Origin of the sequence: Haloferax mucosum ATCC BAA-1512 (assembly GCF_000337815.1) — an archaeon.
GTDB classification, from domain to species: domain Archaea; phylum Halobacteriota; class Halobacteria; order Halobacteriales; family Haloferacaceae; genus Haloferax; species Haloferax mucosum.
Genome location: NZ_AOLN01000018.1, coordinates 775,947 through 788,535, shown reverse-complemented (window position 1 = coordinate 788,535; position 12,589 = coordinate 775,947). Strand labels below are relative to the sequence as shown.

At 62.4% G+C, this 12,589-nt stretch carries 11 protein-coding genes and 2 tRNA genes; 5 read left to right on the top strand and 8 right to left on the bottom strand.

Going from position 1 to position 12,589, the window contains the following annotated elements:
* Positions 1-82 precede the first annotated feature (82 nt).
* Positions 83-155 (top strand) — tRNA-Asn (locus tag C440_RS16655).
* 98 nt (positions 156-253) lie between these two features.
* Positions 254-328 (top strand) — tRNA-Ile (locus C440_RS16650).
* 132 nt (positions 329-460) lie between these two features.
* Here the strand turns inward: C440_RS16650 and C440_RS16645 are convergent.
* The 5 genes from C440_RS16645 to C440_RS16625 form a co-directional block, all read right to left on the bottom strand.
* Positions 461-886 (bottom strand): DUF6069 family protein, encoded by a 426-nt coding sequence (locus C440_RS16645; RefSeq protein WP_049915939.1) that lies wholly within the window; start codon positions 884-886, stop codon positions 461-463.
* Between the two features lie 110 nt (positions 887-996).
* On the bottom strand, positions 997-3,777 hold the full coding sequence (gene acnA, locus C440_RS16640) for an aconitate hydratase AcnA (protein WP_008321844.1): 2,781 nt from the start codon (positions 3,775-3,777) through the stop codon (positions 997-999).
* Between the two features lie 196 nt (positions 3,778-3,973).
* Entirely contained in the window at positions 3,974-4,393 is a 420-nt protein-coding gene (locus C440_RS16635; RefSeq protein ID WP_008321843.1) for a DUF7539 family protein, read from the bottom strand.
* A 99-nt stretch (positions 4,394-4,492) separates the two neighbouring features.
* The gene (locus C440_RS16630) at positions 4,493-5,929 is read right to left on the bottom strand and encodes an RtcB family protein (protein WP_008321841.1); all 1,437 of its coding nucleotides are present in this window, start codon (positions 5,927-5,929) and stop codon (positions 4,493-4,495) included.
* Between the two features lie 82 nt (positions 5,930-6,011).
* A complete protein-coding gene (locus C440_RS16625; RefSeq protein ID WP_049915971.1) occupies positions 6,012-6,272 on the bottom strand; it encodes a glutaredoxin family protein in 261 nt (86 codons plus the stop codon).
* A 258-nt stretch (positions 6,273-6,530) separates the two neighbouring features.
* Between C440_RS16625 and C440_RS16620 the strand changes: the two genes are divergently transcribed.
* Positions 6,531-7,949 carry a sugar porter family MFS transporter gene (locus C440_RS16620; RefSeq protein ID WP_008321839.1) on the top strand — a complete coding sequence of 473 codons (1,419 nt, stop codon included), beginning with the start codon at positions 6,531-6,533 and terminating at the stop codon, positions 7,947-7,949.
* Between the two features lie 12 nt (positions 7,950-7,961).
* On the opposite strand, the gene C440_RS16615 is transcribed toward C440_RS16620, so the two are convergent.
* Positions 7,962-8,387 (bottom strand): CopG family ribbon-helix-helix protein, encoded by a 426-nt coding sequence (locus tag C440_RS16615; protein ID WP_008321838.1) that lies wholly within the window; start codon positions 8,385-8,387, stop codon positions 7,962-7,964.
* A gap of 261 nt (positions 8,388-8,648) precedes the next feature.
* On the opposite strand from C440_RS16615, the gene C440_RS16610 reads away from it, so the two are divergent.
* Both C440_RS16610 and C440_RS16600 read left to right on the top strand, forming a co-directional pair.
* Positions 8,649-9,146 (top strand): DUF7344 domain-containing protein, encoded by a 498-nt coding sequence (locus C440_RS16610; RefSeq protein WP_008321837.1) that lies wholly within the window; start codon positions 8,649-8,651, stop codon positions 9,144-9,146.
* A 237-nt stretch (positions 9,147-9,383) separates the two neighbouring features.
* The gene (locus tag C440_RS16600; RefSeq protein ID WP_008321835.1) at positions 9,384-10,352 is read left to right on the top strand and encodes a C-terminal binding protein; all 969 of its coding nucleotides are present in this window, start codon (positions 9,384-9,386) and stop codon (positions 10,350-10,352) included.
* A gap of 1 nt (position 10,353) precedes the next feature.
* Here the strand turns inward: C440_RS16600 and C440_RS16595 are convergent, their stop codons facing one another.
* Together C440_RS16595 and arcD are read right to left on the bottom strand one after the other, a co-directional pair.
* Positions 10,354-11,016, bottom strand: a complete 663-nt coding sequence (locus C440_RS16595; RefSeq protein WP_008321834.1) for a DUF6663 family protein — start codon at positions 11,014-11,016, stop codon at positions 10,354-10,356.
* 73 nt (positions 11,017-11,089) lie between these two features.
* Positions 11,090-12,571 carry an arginine/ornithine antiporter ArcD gene (arcD, locus tag C440_RS16590; RefSeq protein WP_008321833.1) on the bottom strand — a complete coding sequence of 494 codons (1,482 nt, stop codon included), beginning with the start codon at positions 12,569-12,571 and terminating at the stop codon, positions 11,090-11,092.
* Positions 12,572-12,589 lie beyond the last annotated feature (18 nt).

Below are 12,589 nucleotides of genomic sequence, written 5' to 3'. Positions count from 1 at the left end.
TTTTTCTCCACACTCGGCGGTGATTCGAACTCGAAGCGAAACGAAATCCACTTCAATACGTCCTCGGTACACAGGAGTGAGAGCCGCCGTAGCTCAGTTGGTAGAGCACCTCGCTGTTAACGAGGTGGTCCCAGGTTCGAGTCCTGGCGGCGGCGCTTCTGCCGTGGTTCCTCGTCGAGTGACTCGCCTCGGTCGCCCGCTGGCGGCGACTTCTAATAAGACATAAGAGGACCCAAAGAAAAGAACCGATTGCGGGCCCCTAGCTCAGTCTGGTCAGAGCGCTCGGCTCATAACCGGGTGGTCATGGGTTCGAACCCCATGGGGCCCATACGGTCCTGTTATCGACTCGGTTGATACTCCGTGTAGTTGCAACAGTAGCATCAAAAGAACATGGAAATAATATGTATTTGAGGGACGATGTCACGCCACTCGACCCTTCTCACCCTATCGAGCCACCGGTTTAGGCGCTCCTACGCGCACGTCCAACCCGCGTCAGCGTCCCGACGCACACGGCGGCGACGACGACGTGCATCGCCATCAACACGAGCACGCCCGGAATCGTCGCCTGCGGGTCGCCGAAGAGGAGGCCGATATCCGGGAGGAACGACAACACCAATGCCGCGACTGCGACTCGCAGGAACGTCTTGTCTGGGCTCTCGACGCGTTGCGAGAGCACTCCATACACGAGCGCCGCCCCGATAGCCCCCACCGCAGAGAGGAACAACACCGGCGGGTACGAAAGCGGCATGAACGGCTGTACGACACCACTTGCGAGGACCAGCGCCAAGAGAAGCCCATTCCCAGCGATGGAGACGACGACGGCCGTGAGACCGCGCCGGGCGAGCACTGACCGAGTTGGTCGGACGGTGGATGTGACTGTGGACATTACTACACGAACTACGCCGCCAGAAAGCATGAAGATGCGCTCGCGTCGGAGCGCGGAGGCAGACCGAGACGTTTCATGCTCGTCGAGTCTTCACCTCGCCGGAAGCATCCTCAGTCCTGCGTCAACAACCGCCGCAGGACGTAGTGGAGGATGCCGTCGTTTTCGACGTATTTCACTGCGGCTGGGGTGCCGACCTGTGCAGTCACGGTGAACTCGATGGCCGTTCCGTCGTCTTTCTCCGCGACGACGGTGAGTTCGTCGTTGACTTCGAGACCATCGTCGAGGCCGCGGATGTCGAAGTGCTCAGAGCCGTCGAGACCGAGCGACTCCCACGAGTCACCGTCTTCGAACTGGAGCGGCAGGACGCCCATGCCGACGAGGTTGTCGCGGTAGATACGCTCGTAGCTCTCGGCAATGGTCGCTTTCACACCGAGGAGGTCCGTGCCTTTGGCCGCCCAGTCGCGGCTGGAACCGGTTCCGAATTCGACGCCCGAGAGGACGACGAGTGGGGTGTCTTCCTCGCGGTAGCGTTCGCTCGCCTCGAAAACGGTCGTTTCCTCGCCTGTCGGGTGGTGGATGGTGTAGCCGCCTTCCACGTCGTCGAGCATCTGGTTCTCGATGCGGACGTTGGCGAACGTCCCGCGCATCATCACTTCGTGGTTGCCGCGGCGGGAACCGTAGGTGTTGAAGTCTACGGGGTCAACGCCGTGGTCCATGAGCCACTGGCCTGCCGGGAGGTCGGGACCGAACGGTCCGGCGGGGCTGATGTGGTCGGTCGTGACGGTGTCGCCGAGCGTCAGGAGACAGCGGGCGTCTTCGACGTCCGAGACCCCGGGTTCTTCGAGCGGGAAGTCCTTGAAGAACGGCGGTTCGCGGATGTAGGTGGATTCGTCGTCCCACTCGTACACGTCACCGGTCGGGGCTTCGAGCGCCTCCCAGCGCTCGTCGCCTTCGAACACTTCGGCGTACTTCTCGCGGAACATCGACGGGTCGATGCTGTCGTGAATCGTCTCTTGGACTTCCGTCGTGTCCGGCCAGATGTCGGCGAGGTAGACCGGCTCGCCGTCTTCGTCGGTGCCGAGCGGGTCGGTTTCGAGGTCGATATCCATCCGTCCGGCGAGACCGTAGGCGACGACGAGCGGCGGGCTAGCGAGGTAGTTCGCGCGAATCTTCGGGTGGATACGCGCCTCGAAGTTACGGTTGCCGCTGAGGACGCTCGTCGTCCACAGGTCGTGGTCGTCGATGGCCTTCTCGATGGGTTCGGGAAGTGGCCCGGCGTTGCCGATACAGGTCGTACAGCCGTAGCCGACGACGTCGTAGCCGAGGTCCTCCAGATACGGGAGTAGGTCGGCCTTCTTCAGGTACTCCGTGACGACGCGACTTCCGGGCGCGAGACTCGTCTTGACGTAGTTCGGCACGTCGAGACCGTTCTCAAGTGCGTTGCGGGCGAGGAGACCCGCGGCGACCATGACGGATGGGTTCGAGGTGTTCGTACAGCTCGTAATCGCGCTGACGACGACGCTTCCGTGGCCGATTTCGGCTGTTTCGCCGTCACCGAGGTCGATTTCGACGTGTTTCGTCAGCGGGTCGAGGTCGGCGTCGGCTTCGACAGCGGCGGCACCGCCGTCGGTTCGGCCGCCCTCGCCAATCCAGCGTTCGAGTTCGACATCGTCCACGTTGCCAAGGTCGTCTTCGAACTCGCGGTGGACGAGACCACGGAAGTGCGACTTCATGTCGCCCATCGGGACGCGGTCTTGTGGGCGCTTCGGCCCGGCGAGGCTCGGTTCGACCGCGGAGAGGTCCACCTCCACGGTCTCGGTGTACTCGGGGTGTTGCTCGCCGAAAAGACCCTGTGCGTCGAGGTACTCCCGGACGAGTTCGATATGTTCGGGGTCGCGGCCGGTGAGTTCGAGGTAGTCAAGCGTGGCTTCGTCTACCGGGAAGACGCTGATAGTCGAACCCTGCTCGGGTGCCATGTTCGAGATGGTCGCTCGGTCGGGAACAGAGAGGTTGCCGACACCGGGACCGAAGAACTCGACGAAACGGTCTACGACGCCAACCTCGCGGAGTTGTTCGGTGACGTGCAGGACGAGGTCCGTCGCGGTCGCACCCTCGGGCAGTTCGCCTTCGAGTTTGACGCCGACGACTTCGGGGAGCTTCATCGTAATCGGCTGGCCGAGCATCGCCGCTTCGGCCTCGATACCGCCGACGCCCCAGCCGACGACGCCGATGCCGCCAATCATGGGTGTGTGGCTGTCCGTGCCGACGAGCGTGTCGGGCAGGAGCCACTGGTCGTCGCGCCACTGGCGGTCGTGGACGACTCGCCCGAGGTGTTCGAGGTTCACCTGGTGGACGATGCCGGTTCCTGGCGGGACGACGCTGAAGTTGTCGAAGGCGTTCTGTGCCCACTTGAGCGCCTTGTAGCGCTCGGCGTTGCGCTCGTACTCCAGTTCGACGTTCTTCTCGTAGGCGTCCTGCGTGCCGAAGTAATCGACCTGTACGCTGTGGTCGATGACGAGGTCACAGGGGACTTCGGGTTCGACGAGTTTCGGGTCCTCACCGGCGCGGTCCGCCGCGGAGCGAAGCGCCGCGAGGTCAACGACCGCGGGAACGCCCGTCAAGTCCTGTAATACGACCCGCGAGGGTGTAAACGGTACTTCGACGTTGGGGACCTCGGGGTTCCACGACGCGGCATTTCGAACGTCCTCGTCGGTCACGATATCGCCGTCAACGTTCCTGAGAACCGATTCCAGTAGAATACGGATACTCACGGGAAGCTTGTCGAGGTCGCACAGGCCCTGTTCTTCGAGGACCGTCAAGTCAGCCATCTTGTACGTGGTGCCATCGTGTTCGAATTCGCGGATGGCTCCAAACGAATCTGCATCGCTCATGGTCGTCATCTACGGGTGCCGATGGCTTGAATCAGTGATACGTTCTCACGGCGTCAGAATCGCCCAAAATAACTTGGCAGACACTCGCGTTCGCCCGATTGGTTCTTTCTGTTTGGCCATCGGGACAGTTTCTGTCGTGCCATCGGGACACGGCGCTCTCTTCGTCCCCAACGACGGCTGTCGTCGTGAAACTCGCTTACTCTTCGATTGGGCCGCCATCGACGACGAACGCATCGACTTCGGTCTGTAGATATCGACGGACGCGCTCGCAGTAGTCCCACAGGAGGTCGTTGAACTGTTCGCGCTCGGGTTCGGTCAGACTGTCGCCGCCGCGTGACCACTCCGACGGAATCTTCGGGTGTCTGGTGCAGACGACAGAAAGGGGGTGGTTCTTCGGATGGCCGGGAACGATTGCGTACTCGTCTACCCCCCACAACCCGTCGCCGCCGTCAGCGACGAGTTCCGTGTCGATATCGTCGAGAAGCTGTCGCTCCTCGGCCGTGACCGCGGCGTCGTCACCGGCGAAGAGTTCTCGGTAGGCCCGGTCACGAGCCGTGTAAATCCACCCGTCGAGTTGGTTTCGGGCGTGTTGGAGGAGGTCTCTATCAGCTTCCATACGCGTCTAGTGGTGCGCCGAGATGATAGGAGTACGCCCGCGACGGCCGGTTTCGGCTCGGCGGCCGAGCGCGAAATTGTCAGTCTCGTTCACGGCAATTCACCCCTTGACGTTCGCAAGCGGAACCGTGCGGGCGACTTTGGTTCCGATGCCGAGCGCGTCGCTGACGCGGACGACTTCGTCGATGTCCTTGTACGCGCCGGGCGCTTCCTCGGTGAGCGCCTCAGCGGAGCGCGCCCGGACGAAGATACCGCGAGCGCGGAGCGCTTTCTTGAGTTCGCCGGCTGAGTATTCGCTCGCGGCTTCGGTCCGCGACTTGCGGCGGCCGGCCCCGTGAGCCGCCGACCCGAAACTCCGTTCGAGCGACTCCGGACCGCCGGCGAGCACGTACGAGTGCGACCCCATACTTCCGGGCATGAAGACCGGTTGGCCGACGGCGCGGTAGGCCTCTGGGACCTCGGGTCGGCCCGCTGGGAAGGCGCGTGTCGCGCCTTTTCGGTGGACGAGAAGCGTCTGCATCTCGCCGTTGACGGCGTGTCGTTCCTCCTTGGCGATGTTGTGGCAGACGTCGTAGACGACTTCGAGTCCGGTGGCGCCGAAGAGCACGTCGAACACCTCGCGGACCGCCTCGGTTATCGCCTGTCGGTTCGCCCACGCGAAGTTGGCGGCGGCGTTCATCGCCCCACGGAACTCGTCTGCGAGGTCGTCGCCGAGCGGCGCGTAGACGAGTTGTTCGTCAGGAAGCGACGCTGAGAGCGACTGGTACTCGCGTTCGAACGCGCGGATGTAGTGCGCGCACGTCTGGTGGCCGACGCCGCGCGATCCGGAATGAATCATCACGACTACGTCGTCGGTGCCGAGTCCGAACGCCGCGGCGGTCTCGTCGTCGTACACGTCGGTCACGCGCTGGACTTCGACGAAGTGGGTTCCGGCTCCGAGCGACCCGACTTGACTGACGCCGCGTTTGAGTGCCTCGGTCGGCACCGCGTTCGGATCGCTCGGCAGTCGCCCGTGTTCCTCGCAGTGGTCGAGGTCGGCCCGCGTGGCGTGCCCGTTCGAGTGCATCCACTCCAATCCGTCTTCGAGAATGCCGCGTACGTCGGAGATGTCCGCGTCGACATAGCCGCCCGCGACGGGTCCCGTGGGAATCGTCTGGTTGAGGCGGTCGGCGAGGATGGACTGCTCGCTCACGACGTCTTTGTACGAGAGACCGGTCCGCAGGAGTCGAACGCCGCAGTTGATGTCGTATCCGATGGCGGCCGGACAGACGACGCCGTCGTCAGCGTCAACCGCGGCGACGCCGCCGACGGGAAACCCGTAGCCCTGATGCCCGTCGGGAAGGACGAGTGTGAACTTCTCGACGCCCGGAAGCGCCGCGGCGTTTTGAATCTGCGTCAGCGCGCGGTCGTCCGGCTCTTGCATCCCTTCGACGAGCGATTCCGAACCGTAGGCGCGAGCCGGGACGCGCATCTTTCCGGTTCGCTCGATTTCGTACACGTTCGGTTCGAGTTCGTTGAGTTCCACCACGAGACCCACCGGAGTTACATATGGTAACGAGAGTCATAATCATTCGTGCGGTGATATCGCTCACGGGCACACCTCGACACCGAAACGGAGCCTACGCTTGCGCCGCGAGCAGTTTCTCCCGGAGTCGCTCGGGTTCGACCTCGAATTTGAACGCGGGACGGCCATCGACGTAGACGTACGGCACTCGCTCGCCGTACTTCGACTGTAGTTCCGGGTCGGTTTCGACGTTCACGAGTTCGATATCGACCGGAATCGCCGTCGTCTCGGCGACCTCTCTGATAGTCGCTTTCGCCTCGTCGCAGAGCGGACACTGCGTTCGCGTGTAGATGACGATTGGAACGGCGTCGCTCATCATCGGGGTGTCGTCACCGCGACGTGATGAGCCTTCTCGTCACACACGAATGAGAATTTACTCAGTTTGTAGTATAAATTGTAATCATTTTTAGAAAATTATATGTGGGTCTGAATTCTACTCGTTGTATCGAGTATAACTCGTCTATGTATGGCGATTTTTGATTCTGTTTTGACGAAAATTATAATATAAAAATATTGATTATATGTCGGAGGGCTTCTAAATGAGGAGCCAGAATGTCACGGTCGAGTACGATTTATGATAGACGATACTGACTCATCCGGTGGTGGTGGTCGAAACCGGTTCGTCTACGTGACAGCCGCGCTCGCCGCGCTCAATGGACTCTTATTCGGGTTCGACACGGGGATTATCTCCGGTGCATTCCTGTACATCAACGACACCTTCCAAATGAGTTCGTTGGTGGAGGGTATCGTCGTCAGTGGTGCGCTCGCTGGTGCCGCACTCGGTGCCGCGCTCGGAGGCTACCTCGCCGACCGGTGGGGTCGGAAACGACTCGTCCTCGTTAGCGCCGTCGTCTTCTTCGTCGGGTCGTTGGTCATGGCCATCGCACCGACAGTCGAAGTACTCGTCCTCGGACGACTCATCGACGGCGTCGCAATCGGGTTCGCGTCCATCGTCGGCCCGCTGTATCTCTCCGAAATCGCCCCGCCGAAGATTCGCGGGTCGCTCGTTTCGCTGAACCAACTCGCGGTCACCGTCGGTATCCTCTCGTCGTACTTCGTCAACTACGCCTTCGCCGACGGCGGCCAGTGGCGGTGGATGCTCGGCACCGGGATGGTCCCGGCGGTCATCCTCGCCGCAGGGATGATTTTCATGCCCGAAAGCCCGCGTTGGCTAGTCGAACACGACCGCGTGTCCGAGGCGCGCGACGTCCTCTCGAAGACGCGAACCGACGAGCAGATTCGGGCGGAACTCGACGAAATCGAAGCGACAATCGAAAAGGAAGACGGGAGCCTGCGCGACCTCATCAAACCGTGGATGCGCCCGGCGCTCCTCGTCGGTGTCGGTCTCGCGGTTCTCCAGCAGGTCACCGGCATCAACACGGTCATCTACTACGCCCCGACGATTCTCGAATCGACCGGCTTCGAGTCCTCGGCGTCCATCCTCGCAACGGTCGGTATCGGCGTCGTCAACGTCGTCATGACCATCGTCGCGGTCGTCCTCATCGACCGGACCGGCCGTCGGCCGCTCCTATCGGTTGGTCTCGCAGGCATGACGCTCACGCTCGCCGGACTCGGCGCGGCGTTCTATCTCCCCGGCCTGTCCGGTTTCGTCGGCTGGATTGCGACGGGGAGTCTGATGCTCTACGTGGCGTTTTTCGCCATCGGTCTGGGACCGGTGTTCTGGCTTCTCATCTCTGAAGTCTACCCGCTGAAGGTCCGCGGGACCGCTATGGGCGTCGTGACCGTCTTCAACTGGGTTGCGAACCTCGCGGTGTCGCTTACCTTCCCGGTCATGGTCGGCGCGATAACGAAAGCGGGGACGTTTTGGGTCTACGCGGCGCTCAGCGCGGTTGCGCTCGCGTTTACCTACGTGTTCGTTCCGGAGACAAAAGGGCGGTCGCTGGAGGCTATCGAAGCGGACCTCCGCGAGAACATGCTCGGCAAGTCCGACGTCGGCGCGCCCGAGGGCGTCGCCCCCGGCAACGACGACTGAAACACTCCGCGGTTACTCTTCGACGATGCCCGTGAACTCATCGACGGGCATCACCGAGTAATCGACGCTGAGGGTGTCTCGGGTCGCCCGAATCTTCCCGACGAACGTCGAGATGTCCGAGAGCTTGCCTTCGAGGACGAACAGTTCCATGCAGTAGTGGTTGCCGACGTGGTTGTGGAAGTTCGATTTCACGAGTCCTTCGTACTCGTGTCTGAGACCCATCATTCGCTCTTCGACCGCCGTCGTCTCGTAGTCGAAGATGACGGTGACGACGGCCATGAGGTCGCGGTCTTCGAGTTTTTTGTCCTCGAACTCGCCGAGGAGGTTTCGCGCCGCTTCTCTGACGACCTCGCTCCGTCCGGTATAGCCGTGCTCACCGGCGAACGAGTCGATGCGCTCCAGAAGCTCTTCCGGCATGGAAACGCTGACAACGGTCATATATTAAGACAGGTACAAATATATAATAAATATTGGCATCGCCGTCCAGTCGATTGTTTCCTCGCGGCGACGAGATTTGTATCAGATACTACTCATTAGTGCGGGCGACTGCGACGACTTACCGGACGATTCGACCCTCGTATCCAGAAGCTGTCAGGCGATTGTTGCCATCCGGAAACCCTCGCCGTTTTCAGTAGAGATAACAAAGACGAACTGTTGATATAGGAGAAGCGACCAGTCACAAATCAATCGAATCCTCGTATGGCGACAACATCCGAACCCGGACTCTCTGAGACCCGAATCCACGAGGTACTGAGCAACGACCGCCGTCGGATGGCAATCGAATTCTTGCAGGACGGGGACCTGACGCTTCGTGAACTCTCCGAGCGAATCGCGGAAGCCGAGACGGGCGAATCACCGCCGCCGCGAAACATCCGCCAGAGCGCATACGTCTCGCTCCAGCAAACACACATCCCGAAGCTCGTCGAACTCGACATCGTCGATTACGACGAAGAGTCGAAAGTCGTCTCACTGGCTGAGGCGGCCGATATCACGGTCTACATGGAAGTCGTCCCGGAAGGGGAACTGTCGTGGAGTGAGTACTACGCCGCGCTCGCCGCGCTCGGACTCGTTCTCATGATCGCCGTCGTCGTCGAGGTTCCCGTCATCTCTGCGGTCGGCGCGCCGGTCCTCTCGTCTGTGGTCTTTGCCGTCCTCGGCGGGTCGGCGCTCTACCAGCGGTGGTCACAAGAAAACTGATTCGACGCGCGAAACGAAAGCCAGTCGCGTACAGCACGGGACGAACGCCTCGTCGGTGAGTCGGCTCGGCGGAGACCGGGTCCGCCTGTCGTCGCACTTCGTTTTCCCGTCGTCCGTCTCCGGTTCGTAACGCACCGTTCTCAGTTCTGCGAACTCGACCGCGTTCGTGGCCGGCGTCCCAACTGCCGAGAACCCGAGACACAATCAAGTGTTCTCGATGAAATTATTCACTCGAATATGAGTTCCCACGTCGTGCTCAGCGACTTTCACATGATAGACCCCGAGCACCACCGTCAGGTTCTCGGCGACGATGTCGAGGTGAGCGTCGCAGAACTGGGGTCCGAGACGGCGCTGGTCGATGCGTGCCGCGAGACCGACGCCGACGCGGTGGTCACCGATATCAACACGCCCGTCACCGCCGCGGCGCTCGCCGAACTCGACCTGCGAGTCGTCGCGCGGGCGGCCGTCGGGTACGACAACATCGACGTCGAATCGGCCGCGGCACACGACGTGGTGGTCACCAACGTTCCGTCGTACTGCACCGACGAGGTGGCGACACACACCGTTTCGCTCCTGTTGTCGTGTCTCCGCGCGACTCCGACCTACGACCGTGCGGTTCGCGCCGGTGACTGGCCCGCGACTCCCGGCCGCGACCTCCATCGCATGCGAGGTCGAACGCTCGGATTCCTCTCGTTCGGAGCTATCGCACAGCGAACCGCGGAGCTGTGTTCCGGGTTTGGTCTCGATTTCGTCGCTCACGACCCGTACGTTGACGACGCGGTCCTCGACGACCACGGCGTCGAGCGCGTCTCACTCGCCGCGCTCTACGACCGCGCCGACTATCTCTCCGTTACCGCCCCGGAGACGCCGGAGACGCGTGGAATGGTCGATTCGGACGCCTTCGACGCGCTCGACGACGACACTATCGTCGTGAACACCGGCCGCGGGGCGGTCATCGACGAGGAGGCGCTGGCCGACGCTCTCCGCGACGGCGACATCGCGGCGGCCGGACTCGACGTGTTCGAGACCGAACCGCTTCCAGCAGGGTCGCCGCTCCGCGAACTGGAAAACGCCGTGCTCTCACCGCACGCGGCGTGGTGTTCGGTTGAAGCCAAAGCCGAGGTGAACGAACAGACCGCGTCGGATATCAAGCGCGTGCTCGCCGGCGACGAACCGACCGCCCGAGTCGAACCGAACTGGGACTAACTCAGCAGTACGTGTCGCGCATCGTCTCCGCGAACAGTCCGTCTCTGTCGAACGCGATAGCGACGAGGACGAACGACTCGTCCAGCGGGCGCAAGACGAACACCTCGCGGGAAGCGTCGGGAAGTTCGAATTCCGAATCGTCGCTGGTCTCGTGGTCGAGACGAGCGAGAAGCGGGTCGAGCGGGAGCAGTCCGTCGGCGAACTCCTCGAAGAGGTCGCGCGCGCCGGACTGTTTGGCGAAGGTGTAGAGGACGGCGTTCGGGTCGCCGTCGGTGCCGTAGGTGACGCGAGAGCTGATTGCCTCGCCCTCCGCGGTCGCATTCCACGTCTCTGTGGCGGCCTCGAACAGACCCGTCGCGGCCCCGACAAACCGGAACCGTGTCCGGTCGGTGCGCGACGCGTCGGCGAACCGCGGGTTGCCGTCGTCCCACGTCAGGGTCGCTTCGACTACGTTTCCGGGTTCGAGCGCCGAGACGGTCTCAGCGAGGGAATCGTCGTATCCGGTCTGCGGCACGTACGTCGGCGAAAAGGCGTCGTCCGTGTCGGCCGCGGCGTCGGGGTCGGTCCAATCGACGGTCTCGTCGGGGAGTTCGAGCAAGAGAAGTTCGTCTCGCGTGTGTGGGCTTCGATAGACTCTGAACCGCCCGGCCGTCGTGACCTCCATGCCCGCGGCTACTGGGCGAATCAAAATACGCTTGCCGGTCCGGTACCGGCTGGGAGCGTGTCTTGTCGCGTGGTTAGTCGTCGTCGCCGAGCGACGCGACCGCGCCGCGAAGCCCCGCTTGCGTGTCGGACCCCTGTTTCGTGATGCGCCAGCCGGTCAGCCCCATCAAAACAAGGATGATGGGCGAGAGGTAGCCGAGGAAGTAGTACGGAGCGTACTGGAGCGTCGGAACGTTGAGCACGTCAGCCATGTACGCGCCGCCGGTTCCCCACGGGATGAGCGCGCTCGTCGTCGTCCCGGCGGATTCGATGGCGCGCGAGAGGTTTCTGCTCTCCAAGTCGAACTCGTCGTACAGGCCGCGGAGACTCATACCGGGGACGACGAGACTCATGTACTGGTCGGCCGCGATGGCGTTCATCGCCAGCGCCGAGGTGGCGGTGCCGATGGTCAGCGACGTGACCGACGTGAGAATCCGACGGAGGTTGTGGGCGATGACGGCGATACAGCCGGTCCGTTCGAGGATGCCTCCGAGCGACAGCGACGCGATGATGACCGTCATCGTCCACGACGAGCCGAGTAACCCGCCGGAGGAAAGAAGCGAATCGACCGTTTCGACGCCGGTCTGTGGTGACGTTCCCGCGAAGGCGACGGACCACGTGTTGACGAAGGTGTCGATGGTGACCGGTCCCTGTACGAACAGTTGCGTCAGCGTTCCGACGACGACGCCTGCGATAATCGACGGCAACGCGGGGTAGCCGCGAAGCGCGAGAACGAACGTGACGACGAGGGGTGCGAACACCAGCGGCGTCACGGTGTACGCGCCGTCGATTGCCGTCTGAATCTGCGCGATTCGACCGACTGGGATGTTCCCGCTCGCGGTGAGTCCGAGCGCGGTGTACGCGACGAGCGAGATGACGAGCGCGATGCTCGTTCCGACGCGCATCGTCCGCACGTGGGTCATCAACTCGGTGTTCGTCACGGCCGCCGCGAGGTTCGTCGTGTCCGAGAACGGCGACACCTTGTCGCCGGTGTACGCGCCGGTGAGGACGGCACCGGCGGTCATCGCGTTGGGCATGCCGAGACCCGACCCGATGCCGATGAACGCCACACCGAGGGTCGCCGCGGTCGTCCACGACGAGCCGATGGCGAAGGTGACGATTGCCGAGAGCAACGTTGCGACGGGCAGGAACACGACCGGCGAGAGGAGGTCCAACCCGTAGTAGATGAGCGCGGGAATGGTCCCCGCGGCAGTCCACGTCGAGATGAGCATGTAGACGACGAGGAGAATCAACAGCGCCGACATCCCCATGTTGATGCCGTCACGGATGCCCTCTGAGAGACGTGACCACGGAAGACCCAGCCAATACCGACCCACCAACCCGGTAAAGATGATGCCCCACAGAAGCGGAATCTGCGGGTCGAGGCCGAGCCAAATGACCCCGACGCTTAGAAAGACGAGCATCCCGATGACGGGGACCGCCGCTTGCAAAAGCGAGGGCCGTTCGTCCTCGTGAATGTCATCAAACGTCAGCGGTTCGAACGATAATGACGCCATTACTGACGCAAACTATCA

What these genes read in the sequence shown, in the direction of transcription:
- C440_RS16600 (WP_008321835.1), top strand. Translation starts at nt 9,384, where the DNA reads ATGAGTTCCCACGTCGTGCTCAGCGACTTTCACATGATAGACCCCGAG.
- acnA (WP_008321844.1), bottom strand. Translation starts at nt 3,777, where the DNA reads ATGAGCGATGCAGATTCGTTTGGAGCCATCCGCGAATTCGAACACGAT.
- C440_RS16595 (WP_008321834.1), bottom strand. Translation starts at nt 11,016, where the DNA reads ATGGAGGTCACGACGGCCGGGCGGTTCAGAGTCTATCGAAGCCCACAC.
- C440_RS16610 (WP_008321837.1), top strand. Translation starts at nt 8,649, where the DNA reads ATGGCGACAACATCCGAACCCGGACTCTCTGAGACCCGAATCCACGAG.
- C440_RS16635 (WP_008321843.1), bottom strand. Translation starts at nt 4,393, where the DNA reads ATGGAAGCTGATAGAGACCTCCTCCAACACGCCCGAAACCAACTCGAC.
- C440_RS16625 (WP_049915971.1), bottom strand. Translation starts at nt 6,272, where the DNA reads ATGAGCGACGCCGTTCCAATCGTCATCTACACGCGAACGCAGTGTCCG.
- C440_RS16615 (WP_008321838.1), bottom strand. Translation starts at nt 8,387, where the DNA reads ATGACCGTTGTCAGCGTTTCCATGCCGGAAGAGCTTCTGGAGCGCATC.
- arcD (WP_008321833.1), bottom strand. Translation starts at nt 12,571, where the DNA reads ATGGCGTCATTATCGTTCGAACCGCTGACGTTTGATGACATTCACGAG.
- C440_RS16645 (WP_049915939.1), bottom strand. Translation starts at nt 886, where the DNA reads ATGTCCACAGTCACATCCACCGTCCGACCAACTCGGTCAGTGCTCGCC.
- C440_RS16620 (WP_008321839.1), top strand. Translation starts at nt 6,531, where the DNA reads ATGATAGACGATACTGACTCATCCGGTGGTGGTGGTCGAAACCGGTTC.